Annotated in this window: 16 protein-coding genes; 1 reads left to right on the forward strand and 15 read right to left on the reverse strand. The window is 35.8% G+C overall.

The window, feature by feature from the left end:
- Positions 1-50: 50 nt before the first annotated feature.
- Positions 51-410, forward strand: coding sequence for a hypothetical protein (locus ACT5E3_RS20430; protein WP_444995412.1), 360 nt, complete (start codon positions 51-53; stop codon positions 408-410).
- Between the two features lie 184 nt (positions 411-594).
- Here the strand turns inward: ACT5E3_RS20430 and ACT5E3_RS20435 are convergent, their stop codons facing one another.
- From ACT5E3_RS20435 to ACT5E3_RS20505, 15 genes are read right to left on the reverse strand one after another with little or no spacing between them, the layout of a single operon-like run.
- Positions 595-1,647, reverse strand: a complete 1,053-nt coding sequence (locus ACT5E3_RS20435) for a GNAT family N-acetyltransferase (protein WP_444995413.1) — start codon at positions 1,645-1,647, stop codon at positions 595-597.
- Between the two features lie 30 nt (positions 1,648-1,677).
- Positions 1,678-2,805: a type VI secretion system protein TssA gene (tssA, locus tag ACT5E3_RS20440; RefSeq protein WP_444995414.1), complete on the reverse strand. Its 1,128-nt coding sequence runs from the start codon at positions 2,803-2,805 to the stop codon at positions 1,678-1,680.
- Between the two features lie 4 nt (positions 2,806-2,809).
- Positions 2,810-6,784 (reverse strand): type VI secretion system protein, encoded by a 3,975-nt coding sequence (locus ACT5E3_RS20445; protein ID WP_444995415.1) that lies wholly within the window; start codon positions 6,782-6,784, stop codon positions 2,810-2,812.
- Between the two features lie 10 nt (positions 6,785-6,794).
- Positions 6,795-7,559: a DotU family type IV/VI secretion system protein gene (locus ACT5E3_RS20450; protein WP_444995416.1), complete on the reverse strand. Its 765-nt coding sequence runs from the start codon at positions 7,557-7,559 to the stop codon at positions 6,795-6,797.
- Positions 7,552-8,976 carry a type VI secretion system baseplate subunit TssK gene (gene tssK, locus ACT5E3_RS20455; protein WP_444995417.1) on the reverse strand — a complete coding sequence of 475 codons (1,425 nt, stop codon included), beginning with the start codon at positions 8,974-8,976 and terminating at the stop codon, positions 7,552-7,554. Before tssK ends, ACT5E3_RS20450 begins: the two co-directional genes overlap by 8 nt.
- Before the next feature lie 35 nt (positions 8,977-9,011).
- On the reverse strand, positions 9,012-9,485 hold the full coding sequence (locus tag ACT5E3_RS20460; protein WP_444995418.1) for a hypothetical protein: 474 nt from the start codon (positions 9,483-9,485) through the stop codon (positions 9,012-9,014).
- A 35-nt stretch (positions 9,486-9,520) separates the two neighbouring features.
- Complete coding sequence (locus ACT5E3_RS20465; RefSeq protein WP_444995419.1) at positions 9,521-9,919, reverse strand: PAAR-like domain-containing protein; 399 nt, start codon at positions 9,917-9,919, stop codon at positions 9,521-9,523.
- 7 nt (positions 9,920-9,926) lie between these two features.
- Complete coding sequence (locus ACT5E3_RS20470; RefSeq protein WP_444995420.1) at positions 9,927-10,589, reverse strand: DUF3540 domain-containing protein; 663 nt, start codon at positions 10,587-10,589, stop codon at positions 9,927-9,929.
- The gene (locus ACT5E3_RS20475; RefSeq protein ID WP_444995421.1) at positions 10,589-11,638 is read right to left on the reverse strand and encodes a pentapeptide repeat-containing protein; all 1,050 of its coding nucleotides are present in this window, start codon (positions 11,636-11,638) and stop codon (positions 10,589-10,591) included. Before ACT5E3_RS20475 ends, ACT5E3_RS20470 begins: the two co-directional genes overlap by 1 nt.
- Positions 11,616-14,192 (reverse strand): DUF2169 family type VI secretion system accessory protein, encoded by a 2,577-nt coding sequence (locus tag ACT5E3_RS20480; protein WP_444995422.1) that lies wholly within the window; start codon positions 14,190-14,192, stop codon positions 11,616-11,618. Before ACT5E3_RS20480 ends, ACT5E3_RS20475 begins: the two co-directional genes overlap by 23 nt.
- Positions 14,189-17,065, reverse strand: a complete 2,877-nt coding sequence (locus ACT5E3_RS20485; protein ID WP_444995423.1) for a contractile injection system protein, VgrG/Pvc8 family — start codon at positions 17,063-17,065, stop codon at positions 14,189-14,191. The genes ACT5E3_RS20480 and ACT5E3_RS20485 overlap by 4 nt, the downstream gene beginning before the upstream one ends.
- Positions 17,062-18,162: a type VI secretion system baseplate subunit TssG gene (gene tssG / locus ACT5E3_RS20490; RefSeq protein WP_444995424.1), complete on the reverse strand. Its 1,101-nt coding sequence runs from the start codon at positions 18,160-18,162 to the stop codon at positions 17,062-17,064. The genes ACT5E3_RS20485 and tssG overlap by 4 nt, the downstream gene beginning before the upstream one ends.
- Complete coding sequence (gene tssF / locus ACT5E3_RS20495) at positions 18,126-19,970, reverse strand: type VI secretion system baseplate subunit TssF (RefSeq protein WP_444995425.1); 1,845 nt, start codon at positions 19,968-19,970, stop codon at positions 18,126-18,128. The genes tssG and tssF overlap by 37 nt, the downstream gene beginning before the upstream one ends.
- Positions 19,967-20,392: a type VI secretion system baseplate subunit TssE gene (gene tssE / locus ACT5E3_RS20500; RefSeq protein ID WP_444995426.1), complete on the reverse strand. Its 426-nt coding sequence runs from the start codon at positions 20,390-20,392 to the stop codon at positions 19,967-19,969. The genes tssF and tssE overlap by 4 nt, the downstream gene beginning before the upstream one ends.
- Positions 20,393-20,441: 49 nt before the next feature.
- Entirely contained in the window at positions 20,442-20,990 is a 549-nt protein-coding gene (locus ACT5E3_RS20505) for an Hcp family type VI secretion system effector (protein ID WP_444995427.1), read from the reverse strand.
- Between the last annotated feature and the right edge of the window lie 71 nt (positions 20,991-21,061).

A 21,061-nucleotide genomic window follows, 5' to 3' on the forward strand; every position in this document is an offset into this window, starting at 1 on the left:
GTAGACAACCCATACAGCTGATCGGCATTGATGCGCCATTTCAACCTCGTTTGCAATTTGGACGGGAGTACGTCAGCGATCCGGCTAAACGCGCGGCTACATTCAGGCAAAGTCACGATGCTTCCCCTACACCTCACCGAAATACAACGGGCGGCAGCATCAAACAACCGGCTCCACAGCGAGAACAAACTATATTTGGTCATAGACTAACACCTAACCTGCAGCGTCAATTGCGCAGTGGATTTTCTGCACCACAAAACAATGGACGGTTGCCCGGTAATCACTATCCACAAATTGACCATGTTAAAGCTGCCGAAACATTTCATTCCCAGCGAACGAACTATCGTGTCACCACGGTACCAACCATTAACGGCAGAATGGCACTTCGAGCAGTAACAAGTTCTGATTAAACTGAATTTATTTTGTCCGGTTTTACCAGTATCAAAAACACTCATAAGTATTTTTCGCCTGCGCTAGAGCAATTAACGAGCTTCCATTGAACAACAATTTGATAGCCAGGTAGTTTCTCTTTGTTTTTATTTCCCACTTTTAATTCCTATTTTCTATCAACCTTTTTTAAAGTTAAAGTAGCGCTTACATTAACCATTTAATAGGTATATCAATATTAGTATCGGACTTCATATCACACAGTAATTGATGCAACTCAATCATTTGATTTCTATCGGACTTAGCATCACCTAGATAATATAGCTGTTCATTCTGGTTGGGAGCAGCGGCATTGAAACTAAGTCGCTTAAACCCAAGCTTTAGCATTGATTTTTGAGAGGCAATATTATGCTCAAAAACTTTTGCGTAACAACAATTGATTGCAAAATATTCCTCTCCTATTCCAAGCAGCAACTTAACCGCTTCAGTTCCAAAGCCTTTACCTTGAAAGTCTTTACCAATCCAGAAGTAGAAAAACCCCGCTTGACGATGGACAATAAGACTGACAACACCGATAAATCCGAAAGTCTCATGTACAACGGCAAAATTTGATTGATCATTAAATGATTGCTGGTAAGTAAACCAATGATGCCATTCTGATAGATTAGAAACTTTAGGCAAGCAACAAAGTTCTGCAATACTTTGCTCCCAGTATTGCCATAGATATTCATCCGCATGGTGAGTCGACAAAGGTTCTAATTTTAGATTTTTTGAAACATTATGATTAGTATAAAATAAAAGTTCTTGTCTATTTGAAAGCTCAACCAAGTCAAGATATAAGTCGTAAAAAGACGTAATTTCTGGCTGAGCAAGCATCTGCTTATTCAGTAATTCATAAGCTTTATTCCAATTCCCAATCTTCCAGTAGGCATAAACTAAATACCTGTATTCTTCAGTTTGAAGTCCTGTTAATTTATTGCAAGTATCAATTAACAAATGCCAGTCGCAAACCAAAAAGGAGAAATTAATAATTGAGCGCAATGTATCCAGTTTAAGCTTCTTATTTTTTTGTATAAACTGCTTGAGCGCATTTAACCAAGATTGACGTTCCTTTGGTTGAAACAAATGAATATTTTCACAATGCTCTTTCAATGCTTGTTGGTATTGTTTTTCAGTCCTTGACGCAGCAAAACCCTCAACTATTTTCCATTGAGTATTAATATCAGTATTTTTACTTTTAATTTGAATTGCAGCAGCCATAATATTTCTTATATCAGTAGTTTTATAAAGTTATTTTTTCTCAATATCTAATCCTAAAATATCAAAAATATTAAGTTGCCCTTGATAATCTACAAACAGTTCCTGGTATAATTCCGCAGTATTTAATCGTCCCCAATAAATAGCTTTAAAGATCAAGTAAGGAACCGGACTATGAGGATCATCTTGCTTTAAATATTCTGCCGCTTGAGTCAATTGATGATAAGCTTTCTCACGGCTATCAAGCAAATAATTATCATCACTGCCTGAATCATTAGAACCGTTAGAAGCTTGGTTTGATTCAGCACCTGCATTTTGATTTTCATCATCAGTTTTACCAGCACTAAAAAATAAACCTCTATGTTTTACCTGTTCGGCCAGAGTTTCGCGAATTTCTAGCAGTATTGTTTTAAGATTAAATAATGAAGGTGAATCTTGACCGCAGAGTTTATCAAGCAACTCTGAATAATTTTCTACAGATACGATTGCATCACTACATCCTTTATAAAGTGCTTGATAAAAATCAACTGGGGTTGCTGCAATAGCATGTACAATAGCTTGGCTGGAAACATATTCTAACTTGTCACTTTTTCGCTCCGCAGGGAGCATTTCTATTTTTACTGCCATTTCCCAATCTGACCAACAATACTGCTTTTCACTACGAGAACTTGTTATAGGTAATTGACTAATAACCGGAAGTAACTTTTTGTTAATCCACGCAATCAGATTCGTTCTATATTCAATATCTCCATCTTCCATTTTCGGAAAAATATCGGCCCAATATTTCTCTGTCAGCTCCGTTAAAAGCTGCATTGCCGGAGCGATACCTGAAAACCCGTACTGGTGAATTTGCGCTTCTAATAACCAGATCCCAATCTGTAGATCTTTCGTTTTTTTTGTTAAAGCATTAATTGCGATTTTTGACACCTCATCCCAATCTGCAACTTTCAAGTCATGCTGCCAGTCTCCCATTGGTAAGTTGGGATCATCAGAACTTCTCGCATTTTTTATTGCAGCATAAACACCGTTCGATTTCAGCGACTCGCCACTCGGACTTTCATCGCTTATTGGTTGAATCAGAGACTGAAAGTCTGCGCCCGTTTGTTGCTGGAACAATGATTGAATACTTTCGGAGTTATAGCTTTCTTGATTAGGGCTCATAGCATTATCCTTTGGGTATACGCGGTGCATAATGAGGAAATTTTTTAGGAATTTTAATCGCTACTTTTTGTTTAGTTTCTGGATCTAAACCATAAAGCGTTAGTCGCATTAGTGCCAAAGCATCTGGAATTTCATTTCCACTAATCGCATTATTTTTTGCTGATAAATCAGCCTTAAAGTTAAGTAATATGGATTCAGGAGTAAAAGCTTTATCATCATGCAATTTAGAGCGGTGGCGCTGAATAAATTCAAGCAAGCTCCAAACACCAGAAACATCGTAACTCAAACGATTTCCTTTTGTTTTACCATCTTTTGCAATCGCTGAAAATGGTGAGTTAGCCGCCCAGTTTAATTCAACTTTTACTTTATCATCAGGTAACCAGAAAATGTTGCTTTTCGCCCCAGGGTAATGACTGATTTTACTTCCGCTTCTAAATTGCCACTTTCCGATATGTTCTACGTATTTAGCATTTTCTTGCATTACATTGAAATCACTTGCTAACTCTACCCCTTGAGCATTGGCGGTCGATTCAAACAGATAACTAAAAAACTCAATACTTGAGTCAAGTTTTTTGACGAACTTTAATGCTTTGTTATACTCTCTATTTTTCCATGCTAAAACTTCCATTCGCTGTGCTAAACCACTACTTTTCCCAGGATATTTTGATATAAACACTCTCATGACAGCAGGCGAAACATTATCGCTATTGGCAGTTGCAGAAAACGGATAATTCCCAGCTAACATTTTTAAAAATAGTCGATTTACATTTTTATATTCACTTGCAATCCTATCAGCCCGAAAACTATTGCAATGGCTTTTCACCAGATTGGAAATCGAATTTTGGTTAATTGCAAAAATATTATTTTGCTGTGGATGAACAAGCTGGCTTGATTGTTGAAAACAATTACTTTGATTAATACTCATTAGCTCGCTAGTAAAAAATTGCTCTAGATCACTTTGACTATTGGCTGGATTCTTATCGAGCTTCTTATTGATTTCAATAAGCGTTTTCTCCCATTTGCTAAATAATTGATAGTCTGTAGACATTCCTTTAGTGGTACTAACAAATGTGATTAACGGTTCAGCATAATTTAAAGCAATAAAGCTCACTCTATCAGATTGCGCCACTAAATAATCTTTTAGTTGACCGTCACCATTTATGCCAAATAACGCTTGTACATAGTTATGCTTACCCCAAAATGGTCTCGATAATGGTGCATAAAGACGATTGTCGAGATAAAGCTCATCAACTTTCTTCATGAGTTCAAATGCATGCCTGTTAGCGATTTGCAGCATCCAATGACTCCCATCGGAAAAACCTAGCGCTTTAAATTTTTCGTTAATACTGATTATCAAATCCATTGCTTCTTTGAAGTTAGCAGCATGGCTTTGCAAATAAGCTTCCTTTTGATTAACGGGTCGAAAGTTATTTTGCTGATAACTTGCATGTTTTTTAACCCTTGCGTTAGAAACATTGGTTAACATTGCCAGCTTTAATTGTCTTATGGCAATTGATTGAGCAAGATACTTATTGCTGCTAACACTATTTTTAGGTGGTAAATGGATACCTTTATAGTTTTCTTTAGAAAATTGTTCATATTCATTGAATGCCTGAAGAGCTAAGCTTAAATGCTCAACTGACCAGAAAAAATCATAGTCACTCTCATCGAATGGTTCAGGTACAGAGGTTTGAATAAAATAAAGTGAAGTGACTTTATCCAATGCATCGCGCTGTTTTCTCATACGAGAAGAAAAGGAATAACCTGCCGCTAATTCGTTAATTTCATATAATGCTTGCAAGTTATTATTGTTATCATACTCTAGTTGTTGACGAACATTCTCTTCGCAGTCATCTTTATATTCACTAGAAAAATAAGTCTCTTTCAGCCCAAATTCATTAGCGATTGTCGCTAAAGCAGAACTTATTCGTTTACAAGTATTATGCTCGGAGTGCCCCAATAACCATTCATTTTGAAGATGACTATACCAATTAGCGTAATTGAGCAATGCATTTGGCACTTCATCTTTTTTAGCTTCCCAAGAGTTGATTGCCGGTAAACTTTGTGACTCGATTAACAAATCATATGAACGTTGAGGAAAAGCAATTTTCTTTAGCATATGTTGATTGATTTGATCAAGCTTTTGCTTAACACTATCCCATAGCTTATTTTCATTGATTGGTTCAATCTTGCAAGCAATCTGCTTATTAGCTTTATTCACAGAACCCACATTAGCTCGACGATTAATAGAGTAATAGCGTTTGTTTTTTATCGCATCAAAATATAGCGAAGAATTTTGGTAAAATTTTTCAGGCAACTTCTCGCCAAAAACATTTTCAACAAGGTATTTAAATTTATGAGACACTTGATCTTTAGAAAAATCAGTTCCCTGCATGAGTTCATAGAGATCAGCCCGAAGTTTAAGAGAAGCAGATACCCCATCTAACCAATAACTATAATCATCGAATTCTTGTTGTTTATTAATCTGAGCATGCAAAAGATGATTTACTTTACATTCAAATGATGGAAAAACAACATCACCAAATATATCATCAGAAAAATACTCTGCCAACTTATCATCTAATGTTGAAAACCATGACCAAGGATTACTCACATAAAAAATGTTATTCGCATCCATACCAGAAATATGATTCAACACATTTTTTACAAGTTTAACACCCTTGCCTGAGTTTTCAGTAGTAGAAAGTTGAGGCGCGGTTTCTATCTTTTCAACAAGATTGTCAGTTTGTAACTTAAGATCAATGGAACTAAAAACTAACAATGTAGACATCAATATAAAGACAAAACCTGAAACATACTGATACAAACGCAACTTATCATTACTCGAAAAAAGCTTTTTTTCTGGCGCATAAGCAAGGTCAGATTCATTAAATATTTTTTTAGCAAAAAGTTCTTCTATAAACTTAGGAATATATGGGTGACTTTCACTTTCTCGAAGTTTTCCGGAAAAATAAATACCGCGAAACATTAAACTACGGTGATAACTTGAGCTTCCAAAAATAGTTTCGCAAAAACGTGTGGTAGGCCGAGATAGCTTATTAAGATTTCTTGGAAATAATAATGTATCTGAGGATACTTCATTGGTATCGTCATCAATAAAGCGAGTGTGAATTTGACGCAAAAAAATGGCAATTTCATTAAAAGCATTAACAATCCATGCTTTTTGAATGGGTTGATTAATATCATTGGGATTTGACCACCCAAAGATTCCATCATAGTGCTCTTTTAGATTTTTTGATTTCCAAAACGCTTCAAAGCCAACCACCTTGTCCAAATCACAAATAAGTAAATAGACAGGTAATACAAATTCAAATTCTTTTTGTAATGCCCACAACTGTTGATATATATTACCGGCATATTCATCAATGTGAGCAGAGTCACTACTTTGAAGGTGCTGTACATTTATACAAATAATGATGCCGTCAATCGGCCTTTCAGGTCGATATTGGCGTAAATCACTCGCAATATCTGATGGATTTGGATGAGTAATAATGCAACCCTGATCAAAAATAAACCAATTTTTATCCCCTTCTTTTCTATGCCGTTTCAGAATTAGCTTTTCACGGTGTCCAGCATCCACATTGGTTAATAGCTCAGACAAATTGGTATCATCAGATAGCGCTATATAAGTGGGTATTTGATAACGCTTATTATGGTCGCCAGTCAATAACGCCATTGCATCAAACAAACTACCTAACTTTAATCTTTTGGGTGTTAGTCGACTTATCACTTTTTTAGAAACAGTAACTAAATATCCAGGTACTTTTTTAAGTCCACTAAAAATAAAAGATATTAGTGTTGTTACCGGTCGATCTTTTTTAATAATAATGATAATTAACAGAATAACAACAGCGATCAATGTCCATTCAGTATTCCATTCAGACGCAAGTTGGCTTGCCATCTGCTTAGATGCACTAAGTAGGTTAGTTGAAGCAGCTGTTATGGAATTTAAACTCACATTTTACCTCTTAACTAGACAAAATGCTTTCTAATTGGTAGGTTAGTACATACCAAAGTAAACCAGCAATAACTAAATAGAGAGCAGCACCTAATAAGATAAATCGTTGCCATCTGGAAATGGGTGCTAACCTCGATTGTTTATCGTTAATGATATTATATTGATAGGCTTGATAAAATAACAATTTCACAGTTAAATCAGGAATATTTAACTCTACATTGCTGATCAACTGTGATTTCAATTTTTTTATTTTGCTTGGTTGTTTAGCATATTTTCCAGAAAAACCAAGCCATAAAATTCTTAAGTAACAGCTTGCCAATGCTTTTTCATCATCACTGAATTCATTGGGCTGACTGCTAAACTTTTGTATATGTTCTATTAACTTTTCTCCTGAGTTTCGACTACCAAACAAGTTAAGTTCCAGCATTAAAGGCAACCAATGTTTTTGTTCCGGCCACTTCACTTTTTGTAATAATTGATCATCAACAAACGCGGCCATAGAATATAAAAATTGTTCGTAAAGTAATTGCTGCTGTGGCAAAGCAATCTGCTCAACTTGTTTTTTCTGTTGTTCAACATACCCGACTAGTTGGCGTTGAATATAACGTGGAAGATTATTAACTTGCTCATCTTTATCATTAAGCAGAATCACATCTTCATTATAATGTTTTTCAATTTTATCAGATAGTGTTGTCCAAAAAGATAAAAAGCCTTCAAACAATTCCAATAAATTAAACTCAGTCAGTTTTACTGATGAGACTTGTTCATTATTCATCAGTAACATTCTCCTCACGTAATTGATACCAATTAATTGCAGTAGGTGCATATTTATCTAACTGTTGGTCCGAGCTTGTTATGACTAATTTACCTCCATCACTTAAGTAATTTTTGTTAGTTTTAATGATAAAAAAAACTTCATCATCATTTTCAATTAAATCTATTTCAGAAAACTCTTTAACTTGGTTTCTCTCACAACCTGTAATGCGTTCAATGAGTAATTGTTCCATTTTATCTTCGGTACAGATATAAGCATTTTCTATCCAGGAATTTAATTGCTCTCGAGCTACGCCGGTAGCTAGTCTAAATGACAACATTAACAGGTTAGATATTTTAGAAGTTGCAGTATTAATATATTGACAATAATAATCACCTTTCTCACTTAAAGAAAAGCCAACGACATCAAAGTTAAGTTGAAGTTTATTAATGACTCTGTAAAGATTATTCAACACGGGCTTGAAAATGCTTTCAAGATCTTGGTGGTTATATGCAGGATAAACAGGAGGTAGTACTTCATCCTGCAAAATAGCCATACTTGATGAAAGATTAACTAAAGCAAGATAAAGTTCATAAGGATGACAACGCTGACTTTTTAGCATAACTTCCAGCCCAGGAAGTGCCTGAGTAATATAATGTAAATTTTGTTTTTGCAAATGATTCATAGGGCCGCTGCTCGCCTGCTTTTCAACAAAATAGTTTCGTTGCTCAGTTGCTTTACTGCGTAGTGAACTGATCAGATATTCCACTTTCTCTCCTAAAGCTGATCCTGCAGGTGATTCACTTGTAGAACAACTGACATTCAATAATGGTGGTGTATAGCACATTAACCGATAGCTGCCATCATGATTTTGTTGTAACTTTGCAATTGGAAAATAACTATAGTTAGGTGATAACTCTGATTCCATTAATAACTGCAATTTTGGTCTTAAGCGCACCAGATCGACTTGATTCTGATAATCATTATGGTCCGTAACTTTGCCAGCATTAACACTATCATAACGTTTCATTCCACCGATAGAATCACTCGATGAAGCAACGTTTTGTTTGGCAATAGCAATATAAATATAAAAAGGGATTTGTGGTTTGATACCTTCAATACGCCCCAGATCATAACAAAGTAAATTTGACTCATTACCAACAAAAGCAGGTGATTCTCCTTTATCATTCATGGCATAGTCAATAACAGTACCATCAGTCATAACGGCATGAATTTTTTCCACTAATAGTTTTTGATCGGCGATAGCTGTCTGATTAAATTTGAGTTCAATTGCTCCAAAAAAATAAGGTGTTATTCTTTGTAATTGATGAAAAATCAAATGCTCAAAATAACTATTATTTTGTTGAAAATGCTGTGGAGATAACAGCATGCCTTCGAACCATTGAACAGGCTGTGGAATTGTTTGCATTTGACTCATTGTTATCTACCTCTGTTAACAAACAGTATTGCTAGTCATTGTTTAATATAAGAAACTGGTGCTTGCTGTTGTGTTGTTAATTGTTTATTTTCAAAAATAATCCAAGGGGAACTTAACTCTGTTAACACCGCTTTAGCATTTGGATTGTCTTGAGAATAGGCGAATGCCATCACAGCAACCGCATCTTTGTGATCTTCGGGAAGAGATTGAGCTTGCTCGCCATACCCCCTTACCATTTGCCATTCGAGGATATCTAATTGGGTTTGATAACCAGAAATGACCCCTTGTTTTTGTTCAAACCACTGAATAGCATCAAACCCAGCTAACATCGCGTGTACAGTATCTGTATAAATAAATACCACATCAATATTAACCGCATGAACTAATTCTGGATCAGGCGCAACATAAACAAAAATACTGTCAACTTCATTCTCCCGAGACCAAGGGTTAAGAGCGCTATTAATACTTGATAAACTAGAACAACTACTGAGTAGTATAAACAACAGCAATAATTTTAGAGTCCTAACGAGTAACATCATAAGTCCTAACTAAGTACCATCCAGGATACTGGCGGGCTGGGTGTTAAATACATTCCAAAAGAATTAAAATCTGAATTATGCCCTGTTGGATCAGCCATTGTTGTAGCCATCATTCCCCCCAGATTCAACGTCAAGCTACAACCAATATTTTGTGATTCTTCACAAATGCCTCCAGTGATAAGCCCGCCGTTCGGAATCGATCCCGTACTTACCGGATTTTCTGTTAGTTGATTGACTATGGGTAATGCGCCATAAAAAATATTAGCAACATTAGGAACAATTGTTGCTGTTGATACCAAATTCACAGAAGGTGTTGGAACCGTTCCTGCCGGTGTCGGTACATTTTGCACACAAGGTACTCCGATTGATGTCGCAGCGCCCATATTATTTAGAGGTCCAGGCATAATAGTTTCATCCCATATTTATTCTTTCTGCGTCCACTTTCATCTCTTTGTCCGCGGTAATAATTTGATGTCGAGCATGTGATTTAGATAACTTGCTAGCCGAAACATCTAAATGTTCTGTGCGACATATAACTTGTTTACTTATTTGAACAAATGAATGTTGAATACTTTGCAAAATATCCCTAGCACTACACATTAATTTGCCGATAAGTGCATTAATTTCAATATTTCCATAACTTGATATTGTCAATTTGTTTTTACCAAAAAAATCTAAGGAATCAGCCTTAAATAAAACAGATTGTTGTTCAGGTAAAGATAGATTGGCCGGCTCTTCATTTTGCACTTGAACACGATTGAGTATTGTCACTATTTGATTCTGCCCAGAATAACAAGCATATAAAACCTGGTCTCCTACATGAGGTTTAACGATACAGCTGAAAGCTCGACAAGCCTGATGGACATCGTCAAGCAACCAGCTTTCATCAGAGAACTGTGATGTTATTTTTGCAGGATATAATGTAACAGGAGCAGGCTGATGGAGTTGGGCCAATGTACTTAACTCTGCTTGAGCATGAGATAGCTTTCTATCTAAACCATCTTGTCTATCTAAACGATCTAGTCTATTTAAACATTCTTTTCTATTTAAATCATCTTGCTTCAATAAGTTCATCAGGCAGCCACTCCTTCCGCTTTTAAACGGTTATTATCAGTTTTACGCACGGTCTTAGTATCATTCTTAAGAAATGAAGAGTGAGTTGTTGTTATATTATGCCAATTGGCATATTTGAAATCACAAAGAGTTAACTTAGATTCAATAATGCGGGCATGTGAGAAATCTGCGGTTTCAAAATCGCACTGGGTAAAATGGCAATTATTCATTTCAACATTAACAAATTGACTTTGCTGCATCGGGCTTTTATTAAAATGACAGTCTAACAACTTCGCCCTCGTAAAATTACTTTGTACTAAATTAGCATTTGAGAAATCGTTTGATTGAATTGTTGCATCCATGAATAAAGACTGTTCAAGTTGAGCATATCTAAAATCACACTCGCTAACATTACTTTGACTAAAATTACATTGATTTAAAAGCGCATGACTAAAATCGCAACAGTTAAAAGAACTGTTACTCATGGTACAAAACTGCCATTGATTGTTATTTAAAACTAACCCATCAAAACAACTATCCAGAAACAATCCTTGTTTAATCTGACAACCATCAATAATAGAAGTCCTGAAATCAGTGCTATCCATAGTAAAATTTTTCATTTGTATATTGATAAATTGATTGTTTTTTAACACGTTTTCAGTAAACGCATTTTTTTCAATTGAACCGCCCTTCCATTGGCAACCACTGAGGTCAGAACGCAAAAATACACAGCTCATCAAATCACATTCATTAAAGCGCGTATTAACCATGTTACAGCTAATAAAACCAACACCTTGTAGAGTCAACTTTGTAAAAACACTCTCGACTAACCGACATGATTTGAAAGTTGCTTGTTTAAGATGACAAAAACTAAAATCTTGACCGTCGAAGACACACTCTGAATAAATACTTTTACTTAGATTACAGCCATCAATATTACATCCAACAAAATTACACTCCTGAAATATGGCATTATCCAATGCCATTCCAGATAAGTCTCGGCCACTAAAATCTTGTTTCGATATAGGCACTCCAGACTTCACTTTCTTAAGCAGTTCGTTGTTGTCCATTATCTTCCTCTGTGCTATGTGCTCTGGCTTTGGCATCTCTCAATGCTACTTTTGATAAGTTGATACAACCTTTTATTGATGTATCTTGAAATTGTGCCCACATTAAATCTGAATCTAACATATCAACATTATTGAAATTAGTATTAATAAACTTTGCCTGTCGAAAACGGGAACGATAGCAATTACAATTGTTAAAATAACAATTGGTAAAATTAGAGCCTGCAGATATACATTGATTTATTTTACTGTTATTAAAACGACTATTGGTTAACTCTGACTCTGAAAAATCGCACTTTTTAAATACTGCGTTATCGGCAATAAGAGCAGGCATCATTAAACAACGGAAGCTGGTTTCATAACACTCAGCTTGAGTAAAATTGGCACGAGTAAGATTAGTTTCAATAGAAAACACGACTTTTTTAAATTTAGCATCAACAAACGAAGCTAGCCTTATTGGACATAGCTGAATCACACAACGCTCAAATCGGCTACGGCTCCATCGAGTGAGATCCAATATAGACTCACTAAATGTTGTTTGTATAATGTCACAACTTGCAAAATCATTATCATTAAGCAAGCACTTAGAGAAAAGGCATTGCAAGACTTGGCATTCGCTAAAATAGCTATGAACAAGTTTACTTTCTATAAATTGAGCTTGCTTAACATTACAGTGAGCTATAAATGCTTGACTAATATTACAATTTTTCCATTGCGTTAAACTGAGATCGCAACCTTTAAAAGTTACTCCAACGGCGCTAATACCAGAAAAGTTACTTTGTGCCATTTTACAGTTTTCAAACTCACATCTTGTTAAATTAGCGTTAACAAATGCCACTTCAGAAAATTGACAATTAGTAAATTTTGCCTGATATAACTGGCTAAAACTCAATATAGAATGACTAAAATCAACATTTTCAAAAACCTGATTTGAAAAATCAACTCCAGTAAGATTTTTTGCACACAGGTCGTTACCACAACTAAGCTGCTCTAAAGCCAAGGTCTTTAAGGTAAGACCAACCTCAGGGGTAATATTTGCCTCATCACTTTTAGAAACGGCCATTTGTTTCATTTTTATTTGTTGCAATTGAAGTTCTTGTACTTTTTTCTCTGAAATTTCACTCATCAACAGCTTATTTCTATCTTGCACTTTTAAGCAGTCAAATTTTTCTATTGCCTCTTTTTCAGTAACTGGTTCCTGCATAGGTATGTTTTGATTAATATCTTTGTTTTGTTTTAATTCAGCGATCTGCTTTTCAGCATTTGCCTCTAATTGTTCCAATTTGTGATTAACCTCGCCTATAACATCAGTAAGATCTATATCACCACTTTCTATATCTTCATCCAATAGCAAATCAAACGGACTAAGTTCTGGTTCTGGCAATAAAACTTCGGAATCATCTATATATTCAGGCATTTCTTCTAGTAGCAACTGTTGTTGTATTTTTTTTGCTTCAACGGTTTTTATTTTTTGTATTTCTAATTTTTTCTTACGTTCATCTATTTCATCTTCAGATATCAAAGGAGAAAGTTGGCTTTCGTTCATCACATTAATACTAGCGGTTGCTGGTTCACTTCTTAACTTCAATACTGTTTGATAGTGTTTTATCGTTTTAGGTTCATCAGCGTTATTCTCAAATGCCAACATAACTTGTTTGATTTCGTATGCTTCAGCATTAACCACTTTAGTTTTACCACGAAAGATCAATGCCCCCAATAATTGGTCCGGCATAAACCATACCGTATCCAGATCCAGTAAAACCTCAGAAAATTGTTCATTGTAGTTAATAAAACTTCTAACCCTTATATTGGGCAGTTGACCAGATAACACTTGCTGTTCAGGTAACATGCCTTTGATACAAAATTTTTCGTCTCCATTAAAGAAACCAGAAATTTGTTGATCTTCTGGCGCAGCATTAAATAGACGCATATCGGTATCAGGTGGCAACGCGGGAAAGTATTTTTCAAACCAATCCCCTTTATAACTACCATGATATTTTTCACGCTGTGGCCAAGTGATTGGTAATGGTAAAGTACCTGCTGGAAAGGATTTTTGCCCAGGCTTTTTGATTTTTTCATCAAACGCTTCAATAGCAGGTAATGGCTGTTCTTTGTCATATCCGATACCTAAAGGATTTGTTTTACTTTTTTCTCCACCGTAGGAATTTTGATACGTTAATGATACTTTACTAAAAGGTTTAGGCTCTGATGGTTGCCACTGCCCTAAGAAATTACGTTTCCAAAAACGCTCTCCCCTAATATTTAATTTTTTCTTCTGCTCACCCAAATTGAAACTAATTTCCATACTTTCTGTGTTTTCATCTGGTGCATAAGCATGACCGGCAATAAAATACTCTCCCTTTATTTTCGGCAAAGCATGATCTAAAGCTTCCTGTCCTAATGCATCAACAACCTTTTTCCATTGCATATTCTCCGGCAATATTTTAGAGGTTTTAAGATCAAAAAATAAAATCGGAGTAATAACATACCAATACTGTTTTTCCAAACCGTAAGTTCGTTGCAAAAAGGCTATTTTATTAGGTTTAATTAATTTCATAACATCGTTTTTAATGCACCGATAATCGTTGTTTCTGTAAACATAGTTTCTGTTTTTACGGCAGTATCATTGGTATAACTTATCCCGCCTAATATAATTCTGGCAGTATTAGAATCAGTAATTTTGGTAATTGAGTTGTCAGATGTTGTACTGCTTATCGAGCCATTAACACCGGTAAATGACAATCCACCACTCACTCCTATCGCTGACTCATTTGTACTAACACCGGTCACAGATGTATTATTAGCAACACCAGTAACAGATTCTGTTGTGCTTGCACCAACTACAGAAGTGTTATTTGACACACCTGTCACTGACTCCGATGTAGTCGCACCGACTTTACTCACACTGTTACTCGTATCAACCGTTGAACTATTGTAAGAGCCTCCACTAACCTCACTATATGAAGACGAACCACCAGAAATAACTGAGTGACTGGTCGATTTTCCGGTAACGGTTGAATGATTTGTTGTATCACCATGATTAGTCGAAGTACTCGTAGTATTCCCAGTAATCGTAGTAGTATCGCTGTTGTTACCATTGGTTGTTTGAATATTCGTCGTGTTGCCATTCATGATTGTCGTATTAGTATTGTTGCCGGTGGTGGTTTGGGTATTAGTTGTGTCACCGTTCATAGTGGTCGTATTAGTATTGTTGCCGGTGGTGGTTTGGGTATTGGTTGTATCACCATTCATGGTGGTCGTATTAGTATTGTTGCCGGTGGTGATTTGAGTATTCGATGAATCGCCTGTAGTCGTTGATAAATTGATAGAGTTTCCTTGATGGATAGACTGATTATAAGTATCACCATTTGTCGTTGAATAACTATAGCTGACATATTCCATCATATCGGACGGATTAAAACTAGGGACACTCCCTTCTCCCGTCATTGAAATATTATGACTTCTTTTACTGATATTATAAGTGTAAGAACTACTTTCACCGTAACGTACGTCATTATAATCATTACTTTGACGCTGTGTTTCAACAATATCTTTAGCTGTTTCTAAAGATGTATTTATATCTGCGCCAAAACTAATACTAGTGCTATCACCATAATTAGTGTTATAGCTGTTTCCCACATTGGTATGACAAGTATATTTTTTGGGCATAATCACTTTACTTCCTTTTGCTTGCAGTGACTGTTGCACCTCGGGAATTTCACTATCATCGTTTGACCGACCAACCACGACATAAGAACCTATTTCAGGAATTGTTTGCATACTTTCTGAAAGTTTTACCCAGGTGCTGGCTGCAGTTTTTGGCTGATCGATAAACCGAACATAAATACCAGTACAATGATATCTTTTGTTGTTATCCTTATACATAAAAGGCTTCTTATCGAAAGCAAAAACATTTTTCTTTAAATATTTAGCGGCAGAACCTTGATGAGTCGTTTCTCCTGTTTTAGTAAACAAATTGACAATAGAAGATAAAATTCCTTTATTGTTCCCATCAGGTTTATCTGTCACTAATGCAAGAATAGAACCTTGTTGACTAGCATGAGAGTTAAAAGGCGTTGCTAACCCTTCAGCTGCGACAGCACTAAATTGATTTTTATAATCACCTGCTGCATTCGCTTGATGCTTAACCGATGTTGCAACAAATATTCTTTTATTAAGCAATGGCCTTACTGGTAAAGATGACGAATAACCACTCGCTTTTACACCTTGTTCAGCTTCAGATCCTTGCCAAGTTTCTTTTACTTGAAATTTATGACCTGCCTTTAATTCAGTACAACTCGATCCGCCTGAAAAATCGAATTTCGCCGCCGCTAATTGATTAACCGCAGTGTCCGTCATTTTGTTAACTTCAGTATCAGTCGCCCCATATTGCACTAAATGTAGCTGTTTCATGTTCAATTTATCAGTTTGGTTATCAGCTTGAACAATAACGGGTGAAACTTGTGCTGTATTTTGTGACTCCCAGTTAGCTTCTTTTTGTGCTAAAACCGTGGTAATACCCTCGGTAGTCATATTTTGTTGATATTTAAACTGGGTTATATAGTCATCACGATCGAGACCAGCTTGCTGGGTATAACTAAGATATAGGGACTTTAATTTCTGAGTTTCTACATTAAAACCTTGCTGGTTAACTTCACGTTGATAAATACTTTGATAATAAGGTTGATCGGTAATGATCATTGTATGTTCAAATTGAGAGTGTACAAAATAATAAAACAAATTCACTTTGTGCATTAATTTGGAAATAAAGTCGAGATCACTTTCACCCGCTTGTAACCAATCTTGAGTATAATAATTTGCAAGTCCTTGAATAATAGCGCAAGGCTTAGTCTCTAGTTGCTTTTTGTTAAAGCTAATATTATTTTCACTTAAAACATCTATGATAACTTCGATGATATTTTTCTGAGAAAATACACGATAATGATTTTGCAAACTTAATTTAAATAATGCAGGTTTTAAAGTAGCGTGATATATACCTCTATCGGCTAATGCAAAATTACTGACTATACCATTAAAAAATACGACAGGTCGTTTATTCGGATAGTCGGCCTGATTAACATCCTTCACTGTTTCAGGAGTACCCAAAATAATAGTTGCATTAGCCCCCAAAATATTTTCAAAGTTCATTACATCACTTTGCGCTTTATTTAGAATTCCCCCAAAAACCGGAGGCTCACCATAACCAGGTCCGCCTGAAGTATAATCATTGGCCCTTAATTCCAGATCAAACTCAAAAAGTTGTGATAGTGCTTCGTTACCCTGAAAGCTTTGTAATCTAAGTTGTGTATCATTAATCGTTTTTCCGGCATCAGTTAAAATTGAAAAATCAAGACTACATCGAGGAGATGGCAGTGAATAATCCACCGGTTGGTAATTATACTCAACAGAATCGGGAGTTTTGTAAATCATACATTAACTCCAGTTGGCTCACTTGAAAAAGAGTAAGCAACCGAAGGTTTAATAACAAACTGAGGATAATTAATTTTCGTTTTATTCTTTTGGTCGCTCTTCAGCCAACTGGTTTGCCCCAATTTTAATTTTGTCGTTCTGTAGAGCTTACTTTGAGGAATATCTTTCCAATTGATCAATAATCTAATTCCAATAAAGTACTTAGCATCGGTCAAAAATGATAGAAGTGCTTTAAGCGCTTTATGTTCCTTCCCACCGGGCAATAAGCCTCTGAGCTTTTCAATATCGGACATATTAATATCAATTCTGATAGCAGCCTGATTATCCCAGTATTTTTTACCTAAACCAACGCCACCACCAAGTCTCATTCCATTATTCGAACTTTGATGAAAATATTTCTGAGAGCTTTCGTCATTGCTTTTCTCTTTTGAGGAGAAAGACAATTTTGCCTGATACTGCTCAGGTAATGTTCGCCAGGCACCACAATTGGGAGTAACTTTAACATCACAATTTAAATAACATTTTAAAACGTTATAGATAAGAGAATAATCAACCCGGCGGTTTGAAATTATAGGCGCAAAAACAGCTAATTTATCTTTAGCAATCGGTAAACGATCAAATAAACTTAAAGTGTCAAATCCGGTAATACTGGATAGCATTTGATATAATATACTTTCATCAGGGTTCTCATTAAACAACATAAGATCAAAGTTTTTCTTAATCTGATAAAGTAAAGCTAAATGTTTATCGTTAAAGATATCTAAAAATGCATGAGGATCTTCTGCCCCTTTTTTCCCAGAAACAGCAGCTCTCCTAAACATTTCTGAAAAACACGCAGGAATTGGGCCCTGTTGCCCAGTTAAGCCAAAACCATTAACCGATACGGTAATCGGTTTCTTGATACGATTGTTTGTATTTTCGATACCGGCAATGAAATTACTATGGAAAGCTTCGCTATTAACGGCTTTAAATTTTACTTTTTTTTCAGGTCCAGTTGATTTTTCCAATAACCTAACCGCCTGAAAAAAATCAAATTCGTGCCCTTGTTGTTGAAGCAAATCTAAACAAGAACTTTGTGACCGCTCATGGGCTGCCATTGATAAATACTCCTACTTCCTAATTTAAGCTCTAAACGCACAAATGAGTTAATATGACAAAACAATGCCAAAAACTGATAAATTACATGACCAAATAAAACCGCACTGCTCCCTTCAAACTTTCGCTCAATTAAAGTTAAAGTAAATTTTGTACCGTGATAATATCCACGCCAACCTTCTCTTAAATCAGCCTGAACATCATCTTCGACTTCCAACTTTTCAATACTTTCAATCTGCCGTTGACTCACAGGATTATCTTGACTAGCATAAAGACTTAAAAACCGCATTAGGATATCTTTTGCCAAAACTTTATCAGTCAAAGACACATAATAAATTGAAAAATGCGACAATAATTTCCAAAGATGTTCACTATTCATTTTGCTACTTTTATGTCGCGTTGGTCGAGTTAAGAGTGATAACTCAGTCACCGGTGAACTACCAACAATGGAAAATGCTTGTAGCCTGGGAAACAGTTCACAAGCAGTTCGATTACAACACAGAGTTTCCGCATAAAGTGTTTCTCCTAATGGACAAGAACGAACATAATCTTGATCATAAAGTGAAAGCCAACTTTCAGTTCCCGCCAAGCTTTTTTTGTGACTAGTTTCTTGCTGCACTAACCAGCGATAACCTTTATTATCCAGCCCACGATTATCCAAGCTAAAATAAGGTAACAACTCCTTGTTTTCGCCTTTTTTATTTACAGTAAATAACTTATGCACTTTAATGATTTCATGGCAATTATAAAAAACTCGACTTGGGTGTAAGCGGTATCGATAGCTCTTATGATGTAATGGAATAGGTTCTGATGTTTTTTCAAATAAATTAATTACTGGTACACAATTAAGTTTAACTGAGTCATTTTTAAGCTTTATTTTTTTTGGTATACTCTCACTAAAAACCATTTTGATATTTAAGCCTGTTTTCAACTGAACTTCTTTAAGGTTAGATAATTCAAAAAACATAAATTTTTCAGGAAAGCAAAAGTAATCCTGTAGTAATGAGAAACCTAAATCCTGAAAGCTCGATGCAGGAAATAGCCTTTCATCATCTTCGAAACCGCACAGTTTAAAGTCATTCTTCGAGAGTGTTGTAACAATTTTTTCATCTTCGTCATAAACCACCGCACCAATAAAATAACGTGCGATATAGTCATAAAATTTAAATCGCTCTGATTCTTCAAAATTAAGGTAAAAACGTAACGGATTAGTTATGTTGATACCTTTAGCGGCACCTTCATCAGTTTCAGTAATTTCTAAATTGATCATTGATTGAGCTTTATTAAAAGTTTTTTCAATTTCAATATAATCATTGATAGGTTGACTTTTAACGGAAGCCACCTTTAAAGGCCAGAGAATAAGATCATGACAAGTTGATAGTTTACAGGTAGACAACTTGGCAGTTTCTTCCGGGTTACCTTCCATTCTTATTGGTTCCATATGCTGCCAACTGTTAAGTCGATAGCCATTATCAAAGTCGGTCGCAAAACCATCTACATGACATTCTGCAATTGCCATAGAAGGAATTGAGCTCACTAGCTGAGGATAAAGTTGCTGCAAAAGCATTGAAGGTAATTTGGCAGATTCGGATTCAATATTTTGCCTCAAACGACTGGTCATCCATGCAAAAGATTGAATGAGCATTTCTATATGAGGATCTTTTGACTTACCTTCACTATGTTTATTTAATGCCAGCTCTTGTGCTATGCTCGGATTTTCCTCGGCAAACTCTATTACACTAGTTCGCAAACCATCTAATTCTGCAGCAAAATAATCATTCAATTGTTCTCTAGATTTTTCAATTTTCATATTCGAGTACCCAAAGGTTTCCAGCAAAACTCTACTTCTAATTCATCAGACTTAATCGTACCATTAACCTGAATCATGGCCGGCATCAATGGATCTTTAGTCGCTACCAGTTTAATTTCCGGATCGAGTAAGCGAGGCTCATAAACTTGAATTTGCTGACGTATCTGTTCTTTTACTCTATTTGAATCTTCAAAGTTGGCACTATGGCTAACAATATCACTGAGACCAAAATTAAGTACGCTTGCTGTCGTCTGAATCGTGCCTGCGACAGCATTATTTAGTCCCGAGAAAAAGCTGCGATGAGAAACTAATTGGGTTAAGTTTTCAGTAATTGACTGACGTAAAAAAGACAGTTTTGCTTCAACGTCATCTGGAATATCTATTTTTGGTTGGCATAACCTGTCAAAAAGAAAACGCTGCATTGTTAACACTCCTGAAACTGTTTTTTAGTGTTACTCCAATAAACTTGACTTACATCACTCCTCGATTACGCGCTACACTCCAACTGTATACAAAGCTACCGGTAATCGCAGCCTGACTATCCTGATTAGAAGTAACCCATTCAATGTCTGTATAATTCAACGTTATCTGTTCCGTTGCCATATCATTCGGGTGAGACTGCGCCTCCACAGAACTAATCATGCAGTTCCAAAGTTTCACAGTCATTATATTGCCAATCAAACTGGCATCACCGCCGCCGGAAACATTGCGACATAGAAAAATCTGAGTCGGCGCATCAGCAGTTCCATCGTCAATGGGCGTAGCAGACAAACAATGTTTGTACAATAAAGGTGATGTTTTATCCAAATACTTAACTGCCGTAATATCATTCAGATTCGGTCTACCTGACGTTCTTGCTGCATTACTAACATCGGTAGTCATCTGCTGCTTCATACCAAAGTGCATGGATACAAGCTCAATACAACCGGCAATATCATCGTTTTTGTCAACCAGTTCACCATCAATTAAGCTGGCACCAGCCAAGTCAGCCAATCCTGGTTTTAATAGTACTAAATCCATAATAAATTCCTCATTAAAGTCATCGCTTTCACATTTTCGACAAGCACAATTTCAAATTACCGTTTCATTAA

The sequence above is a fragment of the Aliikangiella litoralis genome (assembly GCF_052495765.1).

Excerpts from the sequence above, each read along its gene's own strand:
- ACT5E3_RS20435 (WP_444995413.1), bottom strand. The coding sequence starts at position 1,647 with ATGGCTGCTGCAATTCAAATTAAAAGTAAAAATACTGATATTAATACT.
- tssA (WP_444995414.1), bottom strand. The coding sequence starts at position 2,805 with ATGAGCCCTAATCAAGAAAGCTATAACTCCGAAAGTATTCAATCATTG.
- ACT5E3_RS20450 (WP_444995416.1), bottom strand. The coding sequence starts at position 7,559 with ATGAATAATGAACAAGTCTCATCAGTAAAACTGACTGAGTTTAATTTA.
- tssK (WP_444995417.1), bottom strand. The coding sequence starts at position 8,976 with ATGAGTCAAATGCAAACAATTCCACAGCCTGTTCAATGGTTCGAAGGC.
- ACT5E3_RS20465 (WP_444995419.1), bottom strand. The coding sequence starts at position 9,919 with ATGCCTGGACCTCTAAATAATATGGGCGCTGCGACATCAATCGGAGTA.
- ACT5E3_RS20470 (WP_444995420.1), bottom strand. The coding sequence starts at position 10,589 with ATGAACTTATTGAAGCAAGATGATTTAAATAGAAAAGAATGTTTAAAT.
- ACT5E3_RS20475 (WP_444995421.1), bottom strand. The coding sequence starts at position 11,638 with ATGGACAACAACGAACTGCTTAAGAAAGTGAAGTCTGGAGTGCCTATA.
- ACT5E3_RS20480 (WP_444995422.1), bottom strand. The coding sequence starts at position 14,192 with ATGAAATTAATTAAACCTAATAAAATAGCCTTTTTGCAACGAACTTAC.
- ACT5E3_RS20485 (WP_444995423.1), bottom strand. The coding sequence starts at position 17,065 with ATGATTTACAAAACTCCCGATTCTGTTGAGTATAATTACCAACCGGTG.
- tssG (WP_444995424.1), bottom strand. The coding sequence starts at position 18,162 with ATGGCAGCCCATGAGCGGTCACAAAGTTCTTGTTTAGATTTGCTTCAA.
- tssF (WP_444995425.1), bottom strand. The coding sequence starts at position 19,970 with ATGAAAATTGAAAAATCTAGAGAACAATTGAATGATTATTTTGCTGCA.
- tssE (WP_444995426.1), bottom strand. The coding sequence starts at position 20,392 with ATGCAGCGTTTTCTTTTTGACAGGTTATGCCAACCAAAAATAGATATT.
- ACT5E3_RS20505 (WP_444995427.1), bottom strand. The coding sequence starts at position 20,990 with ATGGATTTAGTACTATTAAAACCAGGATTGGCTGACTTGGCTGGTGCC.